We start from the raw sequence: 14,480 nt of genomic DNA on the forward strand, positions 1-14,480 counted from the left end.
GGCCTTCCTGGTAGGAGGGCCCTCTTCGTACGACTGCTTGTGCCGAGGCCTACTCGGCCGCCCCGTACATCCGGTCCCCCGCGTCGCCCAGGCCCGGCACGATGTAGCCGTGCTCGTTCAGGCGCTCGTCGACCGAGGCGGTCACGACCGTGACCGGGGTGCCCGCGAGGTCGCGCTCCATGAGCTCGACGCCTTCGGGGGCGGCGAGGAGCACCACGGCGGTGACGTCGTCCGCACCGCGCTTGATCAGCTCCCGGATCGCCGCGACCAGGGTGCCGCCGGTGGCGAGCATCGGGTCCAGGACGTACACCTGGCGGCCGGAGAGGTCCTCCGGCATGCGCGTGGCGTACGTGGACGCCTGCAGCGTCTCCTCGTCGCGGATCATGCCCATGAAGCCCACCTCGGCGGTCGGCAGCAGCCGGACCATGCCCTCCAGCATGCCGAGGCCGGCCCGCAGGATGGGCACCACCAGAGGGCGCGGGTAGGAGAGCTTGACGCCCGTGGTCGAGGCCACCGGCGTCGTGATGTCGACCTGCTCGGTGCGCACGTCACGCGTGGCCTCGTAGGCGAGCAGGGTGACCAGCTCGTCGGCGAGACGGCGGAAGGTCGCGGAGTCGGTGCGCTGGTCGCGCAACGCGGTGAGCTTGTGAGCGACCAGAGGGTGGTCGACGACGTGGAGGCGCATGGCGCTAACAGTAACCGGGGATCAGTGCCGCGCTCCGATAGCCCTTGCGCTGGCATCAAACCGCCCGGCAGAGGGAAAGTGGGAGGGATGTACCAGGGTGGTGTGCCTATGCCTGACCGCTATATCCGAGAGGACGCGTCGGCCCCGAGGACCGACGCCGAGCGCCGTCGGCGCCGTGCCCAGTTCCTGCGCGACCTGGCCGAGGCCCGCGAACTGCGCGACCGCGTCCAGCCCCGCCGGGCCAAGACGGCCCGCCTGCGGCACGCGATGCGCATGCGGACGTTCCGTTGGTGAGAGCCCGCCAGGGCGTGTTGGGCGGATCGTGCCGCAGACGCGGGGCTCACCTGCGTCGATGAGACGCCGCGGATGTCCTGCGACGTGATCCGCCGGACAGGCCCGGGGAGCCGGGACGGGAGCCGAGACACGCCGACGGGTCCGCCGAGTCGGCAGACCGCGGGGCCGTCGCGCGTTGTCCGGGTGGCCGTGCGTGGGTGCCTGGGAAAGCCGCGTACGATCCGCTGTTGGCGGCAACGAGTGCGCTGGTGAGACCTCGACGGGCCCTCCGCTGCCACGGGATCGGCGGCAGCCGGACACACAGGGAGCCGAAGACGTCCCCTGAGCGCCATGTTTCTGCCACGATGCCGAGTGGGTGGGGCTCGGAGCACAGCTCTCCCGCCCACGCCTCCGCCGGGGGGACCCCCAACCGGCACGCCTATGACCAGTGGGAGAGTCACGGTGTACTTCGCCGCACTGCTCGCGCGCACCGAAGACGGGTGGGAAGCGAGCGACACGGAGCTCGACGATGTGGAGACCCTGTCGGATCTGGCCGACCTGGCCCGGGAGGCCTCTCCCGACGAGGACACGGTCCTCGTACTGATCGAGCAGGAGGACGCCTGGTTCGGCGTCGTCCGCCTCGACGGTGAGGAGGATCCGCGTATCTACGTCTCGGACGCAGCCGCCGCCGCCCGCAGTTCGTACGGCGAGATCCTGCTCACCGCCGAACTGCTCGGCAGGGATCCCGACGACGACGAGCCCGACCTGGACGCCCTCGATCTCGACGGCACCGAGGACGGTGAGGACGAGGAGGACGGTGACGACGAGGACGGCGGCTCCGGCGAGCTCGTGCCGCACGGCCCGGTCGGCGACATCCGGATCCTGGACGACCTCGGCGTCGGCGAGAAGGAGCTGAAGTCGCTGTCGCAGGACGCGGTCACCGAGATCGCCGAGGCCCTGGGCGCCTCGGAGGTCCTGGAGGCCGTCCGCTGACCTCACCGACCGCGGGAACCACACCGGACCCGGTACGCGACCCCTGGCGGGCCGCGATGCGGCTCGCCCTGGAAGAGGCCGGGCGGGCCGGCCGGGGCGGTGACGTCCCCGTCGGCGCCGTGGTGCTCGCCGGCGACGGCAGAACCGTCCTGGCGGCCGGGCACAACGAACGCGAGGCCACCGGCGACCCGACCGCGCACGCGGAGGTCCTGGCGATCCGCCGGGCGGCCGCCCGGCTCGGTGGGTGGCGGCTGGCCGACTGCACGCTCGTCGTGACGCTGGAGCCCTGCACGATGTGTGCGGGCGCGATCGTGCAGTCCCGCGTGGACCGGGTGGTCTACGGCGCCCGCGACGAGAAGGCGGGTGCGGCCGGGTCCCTCTGGGACGTCGTCCGCGACCGCCGGCTCAACCACCGTCCCGAGGTGATCGAGGGTGTGCTCGCCGGGGAGTGCGCCCGTCTGCTGACCGACTTCTTCCGCTCCCGCTGACGTCCCGCTGACGCCCGGCACCGGCCGAATACCGATTTCAAACCATGCCCCACCGTGCTGTAAGGTCTCCCTCGGTAGCGTGTCCGAGCGGCCGAAGGAGCTCGCCTCGAAAGCGAGTGTGGCGCAAGTCACCGAGGGTTCAAATCCCTCCGCTACCGCAGAAGAAGGGCCCCGTCGAAAGACGGGGCCCTTCGTGCGATCATGTGCGCTCGTCGAGGTCAACACCGGAGAAAACAGGGAGGCCGCGATGGCGGTGAACGCGAAGAAGATCGCCGTCTACGTTGCCGTGGTCTTCGTGCTCTACGTGATCATCACGGACCCGGCCAAGGCCGCCGACTACGTCCAGATAGCCTTCGAGGGCATATCGGACGCAGCCAGTGCCATCGGCGACTTCTTCACGTGGCTCGCAGACGGCGCCAAGTAGGAGAAGCGCACATGATCCGCCATCTGGTCCTCTTCAAGCTCAACGAGGGCGTCGAGCGCGACGACCCGCGAGTCGTGCAGGGCTTCGAGGCCTTCCGGGCGCTCGACGGCACCATCCCCGAGATCCGCTCCTGGGAGCTCGGCTGGAACCTCAGCGACCGGCCCATCGCCTACGACTTCGCCATCAACTCCGGCTTCGACGACCTGCCCGCGCTGCGCCGGTACGTCGAGCACCCCGACCACCAGGCGGGCGTGGCCCTGTGGCAGGAGTTCGCCACCTGGGTGATCGCGGACTACGCGTACTGACCGCTCGCGCCTCTGGCGCCCCTCGCATTCCTCACCTCCCGAGCAGCCCTCCGCCGGTACGGCGGAGGGCTCTTTCGTGTCATCCGCCCCAACTCTCACCTCAACACGGCGTTATGCGGTGCTTGCACACAGTGCACATGTCTTGTGATGCTATGACCGCTTTTGATGGATGAGTTGACCGATGAAGACCGATGAAGAGGTGGCGTTGACCGTGTCGGCCAGTACTGCGCCGCCCCAGGAAGTCGTCGAGGTCGCCGAAGCCGCGCCGGCCGCCGCGCCGGCCACACCCCAACGCAGCCGCGGTGCGGACACCCGGGCACTCACGCAGGTGCTCTTCGGCCAGCTCAAGGGGCTGGCGCCGGGCACGCCGGAGCACAGCCGCGTGCGCGGGGCGCTCATCGAGGCCAACCTCCCGCTCGTGCGCTACGCGGCCGCCCGCTTCCGCTCCCGCAACGAGCCGATGGAGGACGTCATCCAGGTCGGCACCATCGGCCTCATCAACGCCATCGACCGCTTCGACCCGGACCGGGGCGTGCAGTTCCCGACGTTCGCGATGCCGACCGTCGTCGGCGAGATCAAGCGGTACTTCCGCGACAACGTCCGTACGGTCCACGTTCCGCGCCGGCTCCACGAGCTGTGGGTGCAGGTCAACAGCGCGACCGAGGACCTGACCACCGCCTTCGGGCGCACCCCGACGACCTCCGAGATCGCCGAGCGGCTGCGCATCACCGAGGAGGAGGTGCTGTCCTGCATCGAGGCCGGACGGTCGTACCACGCCACCTCGCTGGAGGCCGCCCAGGAGGGCGACGGGCTGCCGGGACTGCTGGACCGGCTCGGCTACGAGGACCCCGCCCTGGACGGCGTGGAGCACCGGGATCTCGTCCGGCATCTGCTGGTGCAATTGCCGGAGCGGGAACAGCGCATTCTTCTGCTGCGCTACTACAGCAATCTCACCCAGTCACAGATCAGCGCGGAACTCGGCGTCTCCCAGATGCACGTCTCGCGGCTACTCGCGCGTAGCTTCCAGCGACTGCGTTCCGCGAACCGGATCGACGCGTAGGCGGAAGTCCGGTCGGCTCGTAACCGAATAGGGGATCGAGTCGTCACCGGCAGGACTGAATCGCTCACCAGCGCGGATCCCGGCCTTTCTGTGCCGAAATACCGTCAGACCCCCTGTAGGCAGGGCGTTTTCGCGTCTCGCATGTCGACATGTCACTACAGCGTGTTGCCGACATGTGACATTCTGCCGGAAGCGCGTTTGCCGTGGCCTCGGCTCCGGTATTCAGGTGAAGGCTGACGTTCCTCGACGGAGCGTTCGCCGTACCGTCCCGCGACCCAAAGGGGGTGGCATGTCCGCAGACCAGGGCAGCTCGAAGGTGCTCACGCTCACAAAGAGCGAGCCCGCGCCCGCACTCGACGACGTAACGGCCGTCGAGGCCGCGCCGGCCCCGGCCCTCCCGACCTCGGGAGCTCTCGACACCCGCACCCTGTCCCGCTCCCTCTTCCTGCGGCTTGCCGCACTCGACGAGAACAGCCCCGAGCGCGCGTACGTACGGGACACCCTCATCGAGCTCAACCTCCCGCTGGTGCGCTACGCGGCCGCCCGCTTCCGCTCCCGCAACGAGCCGATGGAGGACATCGTCCAGGTCGGCACGATCGGCCTGATCAAGGCGATCGACCGCTTCGACTGCGAACGCGGCGTGGAGTTCCCGACGTTCGCGATGCCGACGGTCGTCGGTGAGATCAAGCGGTTCTTCCGGGACACGTCCTGGTCGGTCCGCGTCCCGCGGCGCCTCCAGGAGCTGCGGCTCGCCCTCACCAAGGCCAGCGACGAGCTCGCCCAGAAGCTGGACCGCTCCCCGACCGTCACCGAACTCGCAAAGGTTCTGGGCGTGTCCGAGGAGGACGTCGTCGACGGCCTCGCGGTCGGCAACGCGTACACCGCCTCCTCGCTCGACTCCCCGGCCCCCGAGGACGACGGCGGCGAGGGCTCCCTCGCGGACCGCCTCGGCTACGAGGACACGGCCCTGGAGGGCGTGGAGTACCGGGAGTCGCTGAAGCCGCTGCTGGCCAAGCTGCCGCCGCGCGAGCGCCAGATCATCATGCTGCGCTTCTTCGCCAACATGACCCAGTCGCAGATCGGCGAGGAGGTCGGCATCTCCCAGATGCACGTCTCCCGGCTGCTGACCCGGACACTGGCGCAGCTGCGGGAGGGGCTCATCTCCGACTGAGTCTCGGGGCTGAGCCTCGGGGCTGAGCCTCTGACGCTGTTCCCGGGCCGGGTCTCGGACCTGGTCTCGGGCCGCGGCAGCCCTCACTTCGGGCTTGCTGCCTGCCGGGGCGTCGGCCATCTCGGCGCGATGCCGCGACGCTTCGAGCGACCCGTTCCGGACGGACACCTGGCCGTCGGTGCGCCCTGACCGGCGCGTCGGCGGCCGCCGTCATGCTGGGCGGCGGGCCGATCGCGTGCGGGGCCCGCGTCAGGTGCGGCGCGGGGCGGTGGCCCGACCGCGGGTGGAGCCGGTGACGGCAGTCCCCGGCGTCGCGCCACAGCGCCCACAAGGTGTGCGCTGTCGTGGTCAACCGAAGTGGCGTCACGAAGGTTCTGCTCAGTGACGACGGCGTTGGACTCCTTGCCGCGGCGCGGGGCGGCGGGCCGATCGCGGGCGAGACCCGCGTCAGGCGCGGCGTGGGGCGGTGGCCCGACCGCGGGCGAGACCCGCGTCAGGCGCGGCGCGGGGTGCGCGCCGACCGCGTGCGACGTCCGTGGCGGGCGCGGCGCGATGGGGCCGACCGCGTGCGAGGCCGGTGATGGTCGCGGTTGTCGCCAGGGCGCGGCGGGCGGTCCATCCCGGGTCTGCGGTACGGCGGTGCCGTCGGCGGGGGACGTGACGCTGGTGCCACTAGACGACGCCGCCCGGCGGCGCGGCAAGCCGCCTGCTTCGGACGGCACTTGGGAAGGCAGCCGGAAACCCGGCCCGGCCGACACCAGTCGGCGCCCCCTTCTACGCGAGGGCGCCCACTCCGGTCGTACGCCGGCGCCCCGCCGCCCTCGGCCCGGGTGAGCCCATGCGTGCTGCCGCGGCTGCGGAGGAGCGGTGGTGCGAGGACGTGATCCCCGGCGTCGGAGAGTGTGTGGCCCCCGGCGTTACTTGAGCGCCAGCCAGGCCACCGCCGCAACGATCGCCACCGCGGCGACGATGCCGATGATCAGGCCGAGGCGGGGACCGCCGGAGGAAGAGGGAGCCGCCTGCCGCTGCCGGCCCTGAGGGGCCTCGTCGACGAACGCGCGGAACATCTGGGTGCTGCCGGCGGGGTCGTGGTTGCCCTGGGGGCCCTGCGTGTTAGCCATGCCCCGAGACCCTAGCGAATCCGGGGGTGTGGCCCAAGCGGGGGCTCCGGGTCCGCACCACATCCCCTCAGCTGTGCGTTTACGTTCGCAATACTTGCCTTTGCCAAGTTTTTGACCGCGATCCTCCGCTCCTTATTTGCCTGTAACAACCAACCGGTCCTATGGTTGCCCTAAGCAACGAACACGGGAGGTGTGTGATGGCCGAGCAGGCGCAGTACGAGGAGCTGATCCGTCAGTTCAGTGCCTTCGGCGCCGTGCGCCGGGAGCTGGGACGGATCATGCCGCCCGACTGCCCGAGCGGTTCCGCCGCCGTGCTCACGCTGCTCGGCCGCCACGGGGACATGCGCATGAGCAAGCTCGCGGAACTGCTCGCCGTGGACATGTCGGTGACGAGCAGGCATGTGGCCCATGTGGCCGAGCGCGGCTGGATCGACCGCTCCCCCGACCCGGCGGACAAGCGCTCCCGCATCCTGCACCTCACCCCCGCGGGCCAGGCCCGGCTGACGGAGATGTCCCGGCTGACCTGCCGGATCCTCGCCGAGCGGCTGAGTGACTGGAGCGACGACGAGGTGGCCCAGCTGACCGTGCTGATGGCACGGCTCCGTGCGAGCTTCGACGACTGCCGCGTCTCTCACACACCGCATGCCCCGCACGCCCCGCATGCCCCGCTCCCCTCCGACGTGGAGCCCCGGCCGCCCACCGCTCCCGTGGCCGAGCAGTCCCCCCGTACCCCCGCGATCACCAAGTAAGAGAAGGAAGTCCATGGCAACGACCACACCGGCCGGTGTGCGGGCTCACGCCAAGCACGGGGGAGGCTCCCCGGACGGCGTCCAGATGACGCACCGGCAGATCATGGAAGCGCTCTCCGGGCTGCTGCTCGGAATGTTCGTGGCGATCCTCTCGTCCACGATCGTCACCAACGCCCTCCCCGAGATCATCGGCGACCTCGGCGGCGGCCAGTCCGCCTACACCTGGGTCGTCACCGCCGCGCTGCTGTCCATGACGGCGGCCACGCCTCTGTGGGGCAAGCTCTCCGACCTGTTCAGCAAGAAGGCTCTCGTCCAGATAGCCCTCGTCATCTACGTGCTCGGATCGGCCGCCGCGGGTCTGTCGCAGAACCCCGGCATGCTGATCGCGTGCCGCGTGGTGCAGGGCATCGGCGTCGGCGGTCTGTCCGCCCTCGCGCAGATCGTGATGGCCGCGATGATCTCCCCGCGTGAGCGCGGGCGCTATTCCGGCTACCTCGGCGCGACCTTCGCCCTCGCCACCGTCGGCGGTCCGCTGCTCGGCGGTGTCATCACCGACACCAGCTGGCTCGGCTGGCGCTGGTGCTTCTACGTCGGTGTGCCGTTCGCGGTCATCGCGCTGATCGTGCTGCAGAAGACCCTGCACCTGCCCGTCGTGAAGCGGGACGTGAAGGTCGACTGGGGCGGCGCGTTCTTCATCTCCGCCGCGGTCTCGCTGCTGCTGCTCTGGGTCACCTTCGCCGGTGACAAGTTCGACTGGGTGTCGTGGCAGACGTACGCGATGGTCGGCGGCTCGGTCGTGCTCGGCCTGCTGTTCGTGCTCGTCGAGTCCAGGGCGAGCGAGCCGATCATCCCGCTGCGGCTGTTCCGCAACCGCACCATCACCCTGTCCTCCATCGCCTCGCTCTTCGTGGGCGTCGCGATGTTCACCGGCACGGTCTTCTTCAGCCAGTACTTCCAGCTGGCCCGCGACAAGTCCCCGACGATGTCCGGCGTGATGACCATCCCGATGATCGCCGGTCTGTTCGTCTCGTCGACGGTCTCCGGGCAGGTCATCACCAAGACCGGCCGCTGGAAGGCCTGGCTGCTGGCCGGCGGTGTGCTGGTGACCGCGGGGCTGGGCCTGCTCGGCACGATCCGCTACGACACCGAGTACTGGCACATCGCGATCTTCATGGCGCTCCTGGGCCTCGGCATCGGCATGATGATGCAGAACCTGGTGCTGTGCACGCAGAACCAGGTGGACCCGGCCGACCTGGGCGCGGCCAGCTCCACGGTGACGTTCTTCCGGTCCCTCGGCGGTGCGGTCGGCGTCTCGGCGCTGGGCGCCGTCATGGCCAACCGGATCACCGACTACGCCAAGGACGGCCTCACCACGATCGACCCCAAGTACGCGTCCGCCGCTGCCTCTTCGAGCACCGGCAGCAGCATCCCGGACATGGACAGCCTGCCCGGTCCGCTGCGGACCGTGATGGAGAGCGCGTACGGCCACGGCATCGCGGACGTCTTCCTGATCGCCGCGCCGCTCGCGCTGGTCGCCTTCCTGGTCACTTTGTTCATCAAGGAGGTCCCGCTGCGGACCTCGGGCGGGCTGGCGCAGGCCGCGGCGGCGAAGGCTCCGGCCGCCGGTGCCGAGGCCGCCGACGCTCCGGTCGCCGAGAAGAAGGTCGCGAGCCCGGCCGTGGCCGAGACGAGCACCGAAGCCGGTCCGCAGGGCACGCAGAGGCTCGCGGCCGTCGCCACCGTCGAGAGGGGGACCGCACCGGTGTCCGCTGGAATTCCGGTCCGCGGCCATGTCCGGGGTGCCGAGAGCGCGCCCGTCCCGCAGGCCGCCGTGACGCTGATCTCGCTGGCGGGACGGCAGTTGGGCCGGTCGGTCGCACAGGCCGACGGTTCCTACGGCGTGGACGCGCCGGGTGCCGGGTCGTACGTCCTGATCGCCTCCGCCGACGGGTTCCAGCCGCAGGCGTCCACCGTGGTCGTGGGGGACGAGCCGGTGTCGTACGACATCCTGCTCAGCGGCACCAGCGGGCTCAGCGGTGTCGTGCGGGCCGCGCAGAGCGCACTGCCCGTCAAGGACGCCATGGTGATCGTGACGGACGTGCGCGGTGACCTGCTGGCCACCGCCGCCACCGGCGAGCAGGGCGAGTTCGCCTTCGACGAGCTGATTCCGGGGACGGTGACCGTCGCCGTGAACGCCGTCGGCCACCGGCCGCGTGCCCTGCCCGTCGAGATCGGCGGCACCGGAGTCACCCGGATCGAGATCGACCTCGATGCCGGAGCGCAGCTCCAGGGTGTCGTACGGGCGCCGCACGGTCCGCTGGCGGACGCGCGGGTCACGCTCGTCGACGCGGCGGGCAACGTGGTCGGGACGTCCACCACCGGGACGGACGGGGCGTACGCCTTCGCCGACCTGGACGGCGGCGACTACACCGTCATCGCGACGGGGTACCCGCCGGTGGCGACCGCCCTGACCGTCGACGGCCGCGGGGTCGACGACCACGACATCGAACTCGCCCACCCCGGCGAGTAGTTCAGCCCCGGCCCGTGGCGGTGTGCGCACTCCGAGCGGAGGTGTACACCGTCACGGGCCGGTCTCGTTCAAGGAGTTACGTGAGATGGGACTGACCGCGAAGATCCGCACGCGGGACGGATGGGCCGTGTCGCACGCGGTCGTCACGGTGACCGACATGACCGGCTCGCAGGTGCTGCGCGCCGAGGCCGACGGGGACGGGGCCGTGCGCGACGCGACCGCGCTCACGCCGGGGGCGTACACCGTCATCGTCACGGCGGTCGGATACGCGCCGGCCGCCGCGAGCGCCCTCGTCACCGCGAGCGGGCGGGCCGAGGTCGGCACGGTGACGCTGGCCCGGCAGGGCGGTACCGAACTGCCGCCGCCGGGACCGTGGACCGTCGACCCGGCGCACTCCAGTGTGGCCGCGGTGGCCCAGCACCTGGGGATCTCCAGCGTGCACGGACGGTTCACCGACTTCGCGGCCTCCATCGAGGTCGCCCCCGACGACGTGACCGGGTCCCGCGTCGAGGCGGTCATCCGGGCCGCGTCCATCGACACCGGCAACGGCATGCGGGACACCCACCTGAGGTCCGCGGACTTTCTCGACGTCGATCGCTTCCCGGAGATCACCTACCGGTCGACGGGGCTGACGGCGGCCGGTTCCGACCGCTGGACCGTCCACGGTGAGCTGGGACTGCACGGAGTCGTACGACCGGTGGACCTGGACCTGGCCTACCTCGGCACGGGTTCGGACCCGTGGGGCGGCACCCGGGCGGCGTTCCGGGCGACGGCCCAGCTGCGGCGCGAGGACTTCGCCATGGACTACAACCAGGTCGTCCAGGCGGGCATCGCCGCCATCGGTACGACCCTGAAGGTGGAGCTGGACATCCAGGCCGTGCAGGGCGAGTCGCTTCCGCAGGCCTAACGTCGACCGCCGCCGCCGCTCGCCCGTGTCACCAGGTCGGTGCACAGGTCGCGGAGTTTGACGTTGTGGTCCTGCGAGACCCGGCGCAGGCGTTGCAGGGCGTTGTTCGCGTCGATGCGTTCCTGGGCCATGAGGATGCCGATCGCCTGGTCGATGACGCTGCGGGAGAGCAGCGCGGTGCGCACGTCGGTGACGGACTCGCGGCGGCGCTCGACCCGCAGCGCGACGTTGACCGCGTCGCCCACCCGGGCGGCGAAGGCACGGGCCGCGTCCCGGCCCCGGCCCAGTGAGCCGGTCTCCAGGCCGTAGAGGTTGAGAGCGGCTCCTCTTTCGCCCTCGACGTCGATCGGCAGCGCCAGCACGCAGCGCACGCCGGCCGAGAGGGCGTACGACGTGTAGGTGGGCCAGCGCGTCTCCGTCTCCAGGTCGGGGGCGTACTGCTCGGCCTGGGTCTCGGCGGCCTCCACGCACGGCCCCGAGCCGTTCTCGTACTGGCGCTGGTCGAGGCCGCTCGGCAGGCCGCGGCTGCCTGCCAGCGTCAGCAGGCGGTCGGCGCGGCGCACCGTGATGCTGCACGCGGCGGCGCCTGGCACCGCCTCGACGGCACGGTCGGTCAGATCCCGCAGCAGCGTGTCGAGGCCGCTGCTGCGCACGATGGCCATTTCCAGCGTGTCCGGCGTGTCAGGGCTCATGACCGTACGGATATCCCGTCAACGGCCGTTAACGCCTTGGCGCATCCCGCCGGTCATGTGGGGTTGTTCGCATCGACGATGCGGCGGGCGAGGTCGCGCAGCTTGACGTTCTCCCGCTGTGAGGCCTTGACCAGGGACTCGAAGGCCTCGGCCGCGTCCATGTCCATGCGTTCCATGAGGATCCCGGTGGCCTGTCCGATGAGGTCCCGGGTGCGCATGGCCTCCGTCAGCTGCTCGCGCACGGTCGCGGAGTCGAGGGCGAGGCTGACGTGGGCGGTGAAGAGGCGTCCGACGCGGGTGGCGGCCTCGTCGAAGGCGCGCGGCTTGCGGGCGTAGGCCGTGAGCACGGTGAGGCGGCGGCGGTCGGCGCGCAGCCGCAGCGACAGCACCGAGCGCAGGCCCAGCTCCGCCAGGGCGCTCCCGCCGTCGTCGGCCTCGCTGTCCTCCACTCGCACGACGGGCGTCGTCCACAGACCTTCCCAGTACGGGTCCTGCTCCCGGCGCGGGTGTCCGGACTCGGCCGTGCGCACGACCTCGTCGGTCCAGGCGACCGTACGGCGGTGCTGGCTGCTCTCGATGACGGAGATGCCCGCGTGGTCGGCGCCGGGCACGATGTGCACGGCCAGCCGGACCGCGGCCCGCATGGTGCTGTGCGGGGTGACCGTGTCGTGCAGTTGCTGAGCCGCCACCGTCAGGGCTTCCGCCAGCTCGAAACCGGCAGGGAAACCGGGCAAATCAGGAAACTCGGACGCAGCCACCACGAACCTCTTCGGCGTGCACGGCCAATGGCCGTGCGCAGGAGAGCTCCGCAGCACATTCCCGACTGCGAGCACAGGACGGACAGCACTTTATCTGCTTGGTTGCGTCGAGGTGACGTCCGGCCGACGGAGGGCCAGGAGCACTTTCGGACGCAGTCGTCGGCGTGGTGGAATGGGGAGCGACAGGTCAGGAAGTGGCCTCCCCGGAATACGGACGAACGTCTGCCAGGTGAGATGCCATGACCTTCATCCCGAATCCGTGCGAGCTGCGTGATCTGCGAGATCTGCCCGGCTGCACCGTGATCGCCCTGCCCCCGGAAATCGACTTCTGCAACGCCCAGGGCCTGTACGCCCGCATCCTGTCCGCCGTCGACGCCCGCGCCGACCGGCTGCGCCTGCTGGTCCTCGACCTCACCGGGACCCACTTCATGGACTCCCAGGGCGTACGACTGGTCAACGACATACGCCACCGCCTCCCGCCGCGGGCGCGGGTACGGGTGGTGGCGATGCCCGGCGGGGTGGCCGGCCGCGTCCTGGAGCTGACCGGGACACGGCGGGACGTCCCCGTGTACGACAACCTCGCCGAGGCGCTGGAGTCGTAGACCGGCGTGCTGGACCGGCGTCCTAGGCTGAGCCCATGGCACCGAACATCGCGACCAATACCGCCGTCTCACTGGACGAGTTGCTGGACTTCGTACGTCCCCGGCACCACGCCATCCTGCTCACCCGCCGGTCCGACGGCAGCCCTCAGGGGTCGCCGCTGACCTGCGGGGTCGACGACTCGGGGCGGATCGTCGTCTCGACCTACCCCGAGCGCGCCAAGACCCGCAACGCCCGGCGGGACCCTCGCGTCAGCCTCATCGTGCTGAGCGACGACTGGGACGGGCCGTGGGTGCAGATCGACGGCACGGCCGAGGTCATCGACACACCCGACTCCGTCGAGCCGCTCGTGGAGTACTACAGGAACATCGCCGGTGAGCACCCGGACTGGGACGAGTACCGGGCGGCCATGCTGAAGCAGGGCAAGTCGATCATCCGGGTCGAACCGGAGCGGTGGGGGCCGGTCGCCACCGGCGGTTTCCCGGCCCGGCTGGCCTCGGACGGCTGACCCCGGACCACGGGAGCTGGGGCCTGTCCGGCGGATCAAGTCGCAGGAAACGCGCGGGGCCTCGTCGACGCAGATGAGCGGGTCCTGGTGCGTCGAGCTGCACGGCGGAGGAGGGCGTCGACGCGATGGGGGTCCCCCCGCTCGAGCGAAGTCGAGAGTGGGGGAGTCACCAACCGACGAGAACGCCGCGGACCGGCGTGCCAGGCCCCGCGTCCGCGGCATGATCCGCCGGACGGGTCCTAAGCCCTCGCCACCATCGCCTCGATTCCCGCCACCAGCAGGTCCAGGGCGAACTCGAAGTCCCGCTCCAGCATCTCCTCGACGGTGTCGCCGCCGCGGGCCTCCATGATCTCCGTGGACTCCTGGATGACCTCGGTGGCGCCCGGGAACTCCGTCACCTCGTTCATGGCGGTCCGGAAGTACTCGTCCGGGGTCATGCCGGTGTCCGTCACACGGCTGTAGAAGTGGCCCTCGAGTGTGCCGTAGCCGTAGACGAACTGGAAGACGGCCGAGATGGCCCCGGTCAGCCGGTGCACGGGCAGGCCGGTCTTGCGGATGACCTGCTGGACGACCCGGGAGAAGGCCAGGTAGTTGGGGCCGATGTTGAGGAAGCGTCCGGCCAGCGGCGACAGCCAGGGGTGGCGGACCAGCATGGCCCGGTACCCCTGGGCAAGCGTGCGCAACTGCCCGCGCCAGTCCTCGTCGGCCGCCGGGTCGGGCAGCTCCAGCTCCCCCATGACCGCGTCCATGGCGAGTTCGAGGAGGTCGTCCTTGGTGTCGACGTACCAGTAGACGGACATCGCCGTGACGTTCAGCTCGGCGGCCAGCCGGCGCATGGAGAACTTGGCCAGCCCCTCCGCGTCCAGCAGCCGCACGGTGACCTCGGTGATCCGGTCACGGTCGAGCCCCGAGGGCTGCCCGCCCCCACGCCCGCCCCGGCGCGCCTTGCCCTCCAGCCAGACGCTGGTCCGCGCCGCAGACCGGACCGTCTTCGCCATGGCGCACCTTCCTAGACTTACTGATTGCCGCCAGCTTAAGCGCCCCTTTCAGGGGCGCGGGGAACTGCGCGACCAGCCACAACTGACCCGCAGCCGCCCGACGACGGAACCATCCGAGCTCTTAGGGCTTGCCGGGAATCAACACGTCGGTTTGATCTCGGTCTTGTCGGGGCCGAGGAACCTGGCGACGTCTTCCCGTGTGCGGAAACGGGCTGTTG

At 70.6% G+C, this 14,480-nt stretch carries 17 protein-coding genes and 1 tRNA gene; 13 read left to right on the plus strand and 5 right to left on the minus strand.

Going from position 1 to position 14,480, the window contains the following annotated elements; translation table 11 throughout:
• Window positions 1–49 precede the first annotated feature (49 nt).
• Window positions 50–685 (minus strand): uracil phosphoribosyltransferase, encoded by a 636-nt coding sequence (upp, locus tag ACZ5XS_RS37630; protein ID WP_468659126.1) that lies wholly within the window; start codon window positions 683–685, stop codon window positions 50–52.
• Window positions 686–793: 108 nt separating this feature from the next.
• Between upp and ACZ5XS_RS37635 the strand changes: the two genes are divergently transcribed.
• The 8 genes from ACZ5XS_RS37635 to ACZ5XS_RS37670 all read left to right on the plus strand — a co-directional run bounded on the left by ACZ5XS_RS37635 (window position 794) and on the right by ACZ5XS_RS37670 (window position 5,399).
• Window positions 794–979, plus strand: coding sequence for a hypothetical protein (locus ACZ5XS_RS37635; protein ID WP_217235916.1), 186 nt, complete (start codon window positions 794–796; stop codon window positions 977–979).
• A 441-nt stretch (window positions 980–1,420) separates the two neighbouring features.
• Window positions 1,421–1,951 carry a tRNA adenosine deaminase-associated protein gene (locus ACZ5XS_RS37640; RefSeq protein ID WP_468659151.1) on the plus strand — a complete coding sequence of 177 codons (531 nt, stop codon included), beginning with the start codon at window positions 1,421–1,423 and terminating at the stop codon, window positions 1,949–1,951.
• A gap of 56 nt (window positions 1,952–2,007) precedes the next feature.
• Window positions 2,008–2,439 carry a tRNA adenosine(34) deaminase TadA gene (gene tadA, locus ACZ5XS_RS37645; protein WP_468659127.1) on the plus strand — a complete coding sequence of 144 codons (432 nt, stop codon included), beginning with the start codon at window positions 2,008–2,010 and terminating at the stop codon, window positions 2,437–2,439.
• Window positions 2,440–2,512: 73 nt separating this feature from the next.
• Window positions 2,513–2,597, plus strand: a tRNA-Ser gene (locus ACZ5XS_RS37650).
• An 89-nt stretch (window positions 2,598–2,686) separates the two neighbouring features.
• Window positions 2,687–2,863 (plus strand): hypothetical protein, encoded by a 177-nt coding sequence (locus ACZ5XS_RS37655; protein ID WP_468659128.1) that lies wholly within the window; start codon window positions 2,687–2,689, stop codon window positions 2,861–2,863.
• Between the two features lie 11 nt (window positions 2,864–2,874).
• Complete coding sequence (locus tag ACZ5XS_RS37660) at window positions 2,875–3,168, plus strand: Dabb family protein (RefSeq protein ID WP_468659130.1); 294 nt, start codon at window positions 2,875–2,877, stop codon at window positions 3,166–3,168.
• 181 nt (window positions 3,169–3,349) lie between these two features.
• Window positions 3,350–4,228, plus strand: coding sequence for an RNA polymerase sigma factor SigF (locus ACZ5XS_RS37665; protein WP_217235913.1), 879 nt, complete (start codon window positions 3,350–3,352; stop codon window positions 4,226–4,228).
• Window positions 4,229–4,517: 289 nt separating this feature from the next.
• Complete coding sequence (locus ACZ5XS_RS37670) at window positions 4,518–5,399, plus strand: RNA polymerase sigma factor SigF (protein ID WP_468659132.1); 882 nt, start codon at window positions 4,518–4,520, stop codon at window positions 5,397–5,399.
• 917 nt (window positions 5,400–6,316) lie between these two features.
• Here ACZ5XS_RS37670 and ACZ5XS_RS37675 read toward each other — a convergent pair.
• A complete protein-coding gene (locus tag ACZ5XS_RS37675; RefSeq protein ID WP_217235911.1) occupies window positions 6,317–6,520 on the minus strand; it encodes a hypothetical protein in 204 nt (67 codons plus the stop codon).
• A gap of 197 nt (window positions 6,521–6,717) precedes the next feature.
• On the opposite strand from ACZ5XS_RS37675, the gene ACZ5XS_RS37680 reads away from it, so the two are divergent.
• From ACZ5XS_RS37680 to ACZ5XS_RS37690, 3 genes are all read left to right on the plus strand, one after another.
• Window positions 6,718–7,269 (plus strand): MarR family winged helix-turn-helix transcriptional regulator, encoded by a 552-nt coding sequence (locus ACZ5XS_RS37680; RefSeq protein WP_468659134.1) that lies wholly within the window; start codon window positions 6,718–6,720, stop codon window positions 7,267–7,269.
• 85 nt (window positions 7,270–7,354) lie between these two features.
• Window positions 7,355–9,799, plus strand: a complete 2,445-nt coding sequence (locus ACZ5XS_RS37685; RefSeq protein WP_468659153.1) for an MFS transporter — start codon at window positions 7,355–7,357, stop codon at window positions 9,797–9,799.
• Window positions 9,800–9,884: 85 nt separating this feature from the next.
• A complete protein-coding gene (locus tag ACZ5XS_RS37690; RefSeq protein WP_468659136.1) occupies window positions 9,885–10,706 on the plus strand; it encodes a YceI family protein in 822 nt (273 codons plus the stop codon).
• Here the strand turns inward: ACZ5XS_RS37690 and ACZ5XS_RS37695 are convergent.
• The gene (locus tag ACZ5XS_RS37695) at window positions 10,703–11,398 is read right to left on the minus strand and encodes an ANTAR domain-containing protein (RefSeq protein ID WP_468659138.1); all 696 of its coding nucleotides are present in this window, start codon (window positions 11,396–11,398) and stop codon (window positions 10,703–10,705) included. The two genes, ACZ5XS_RS37690 and ACZ5XS_RS37695, sit on opposite strands and share 4 nt — an antisense overlap.
• A gap of 53 nt (window positions 11,399–11,451) precedes the next feature.
• Complete coding sequence (locus tag ACZ5XS_RS37700; RefSeq protein WP_468659140.1) at window positions 11,452–12,132, minus strand: ANTAR domain-containing protein; 681 nt, start codon at window positions 12,130–12,132, stop codon at window positions 11,452–11,454.
• Between the two features lie 263 nt (window positions 12,133–12,395).
• Here ACZ5XS_RS37700 and ACZ5XS_RS37705 point away from each other — a divergent pair, with 263 nt between their 5' ends.
• Together ACZ5XS_RS37705 and ACZ5XS_RS37710 are read left to right on the plus strand one after the other, a co-directional pair.
• Window positions 12,396–12,758 (plus strand): STAS domain-containing protein, encoded by a 363-nt coding sequence (locus tag ACZ5XS_RS37705; protein WP_468659142.1) that lies wholly within the window; start codon window positions 12,396–12,398, stop codon window positions 12,756–12,758.
• 35 nt (window positions 12,759–12,793) lie between these two features.
• Entirely contained in the window at window positions 12,794–13,264 is a 471-nt protein-coding gene (locus tag ACZ5XS_RS37710; protein WP_468659144.1) for a PPOX class F420-dependent oxidoreductase, read from the plus strand.
• Window positions 13,265–13,503: 239 nt separating this feature from the next.
• Here the strand turns inward: ACZ5XS_RS37710 and ACZ5XS_RS37715 are convergent, their stop codons facing one another.
• On the minus strand, window positions 13,504–14,262 hold the full coding sequence (locus ACZ5XS_RS37715) for a TetR/AcrR family transcriptional regulator (RefSeq protein WP_468659146.1): 759 nt from the start codon (window positions 14,260–14,262) through the stop codon (window positions 13,504–13,506).
• Window positions 14,263–14,480 lie beyond the last annotated feature (218 nt).

It is taken from the genome of Streptomyces sp. NPDC033131 (assembly GCF_055578365.1).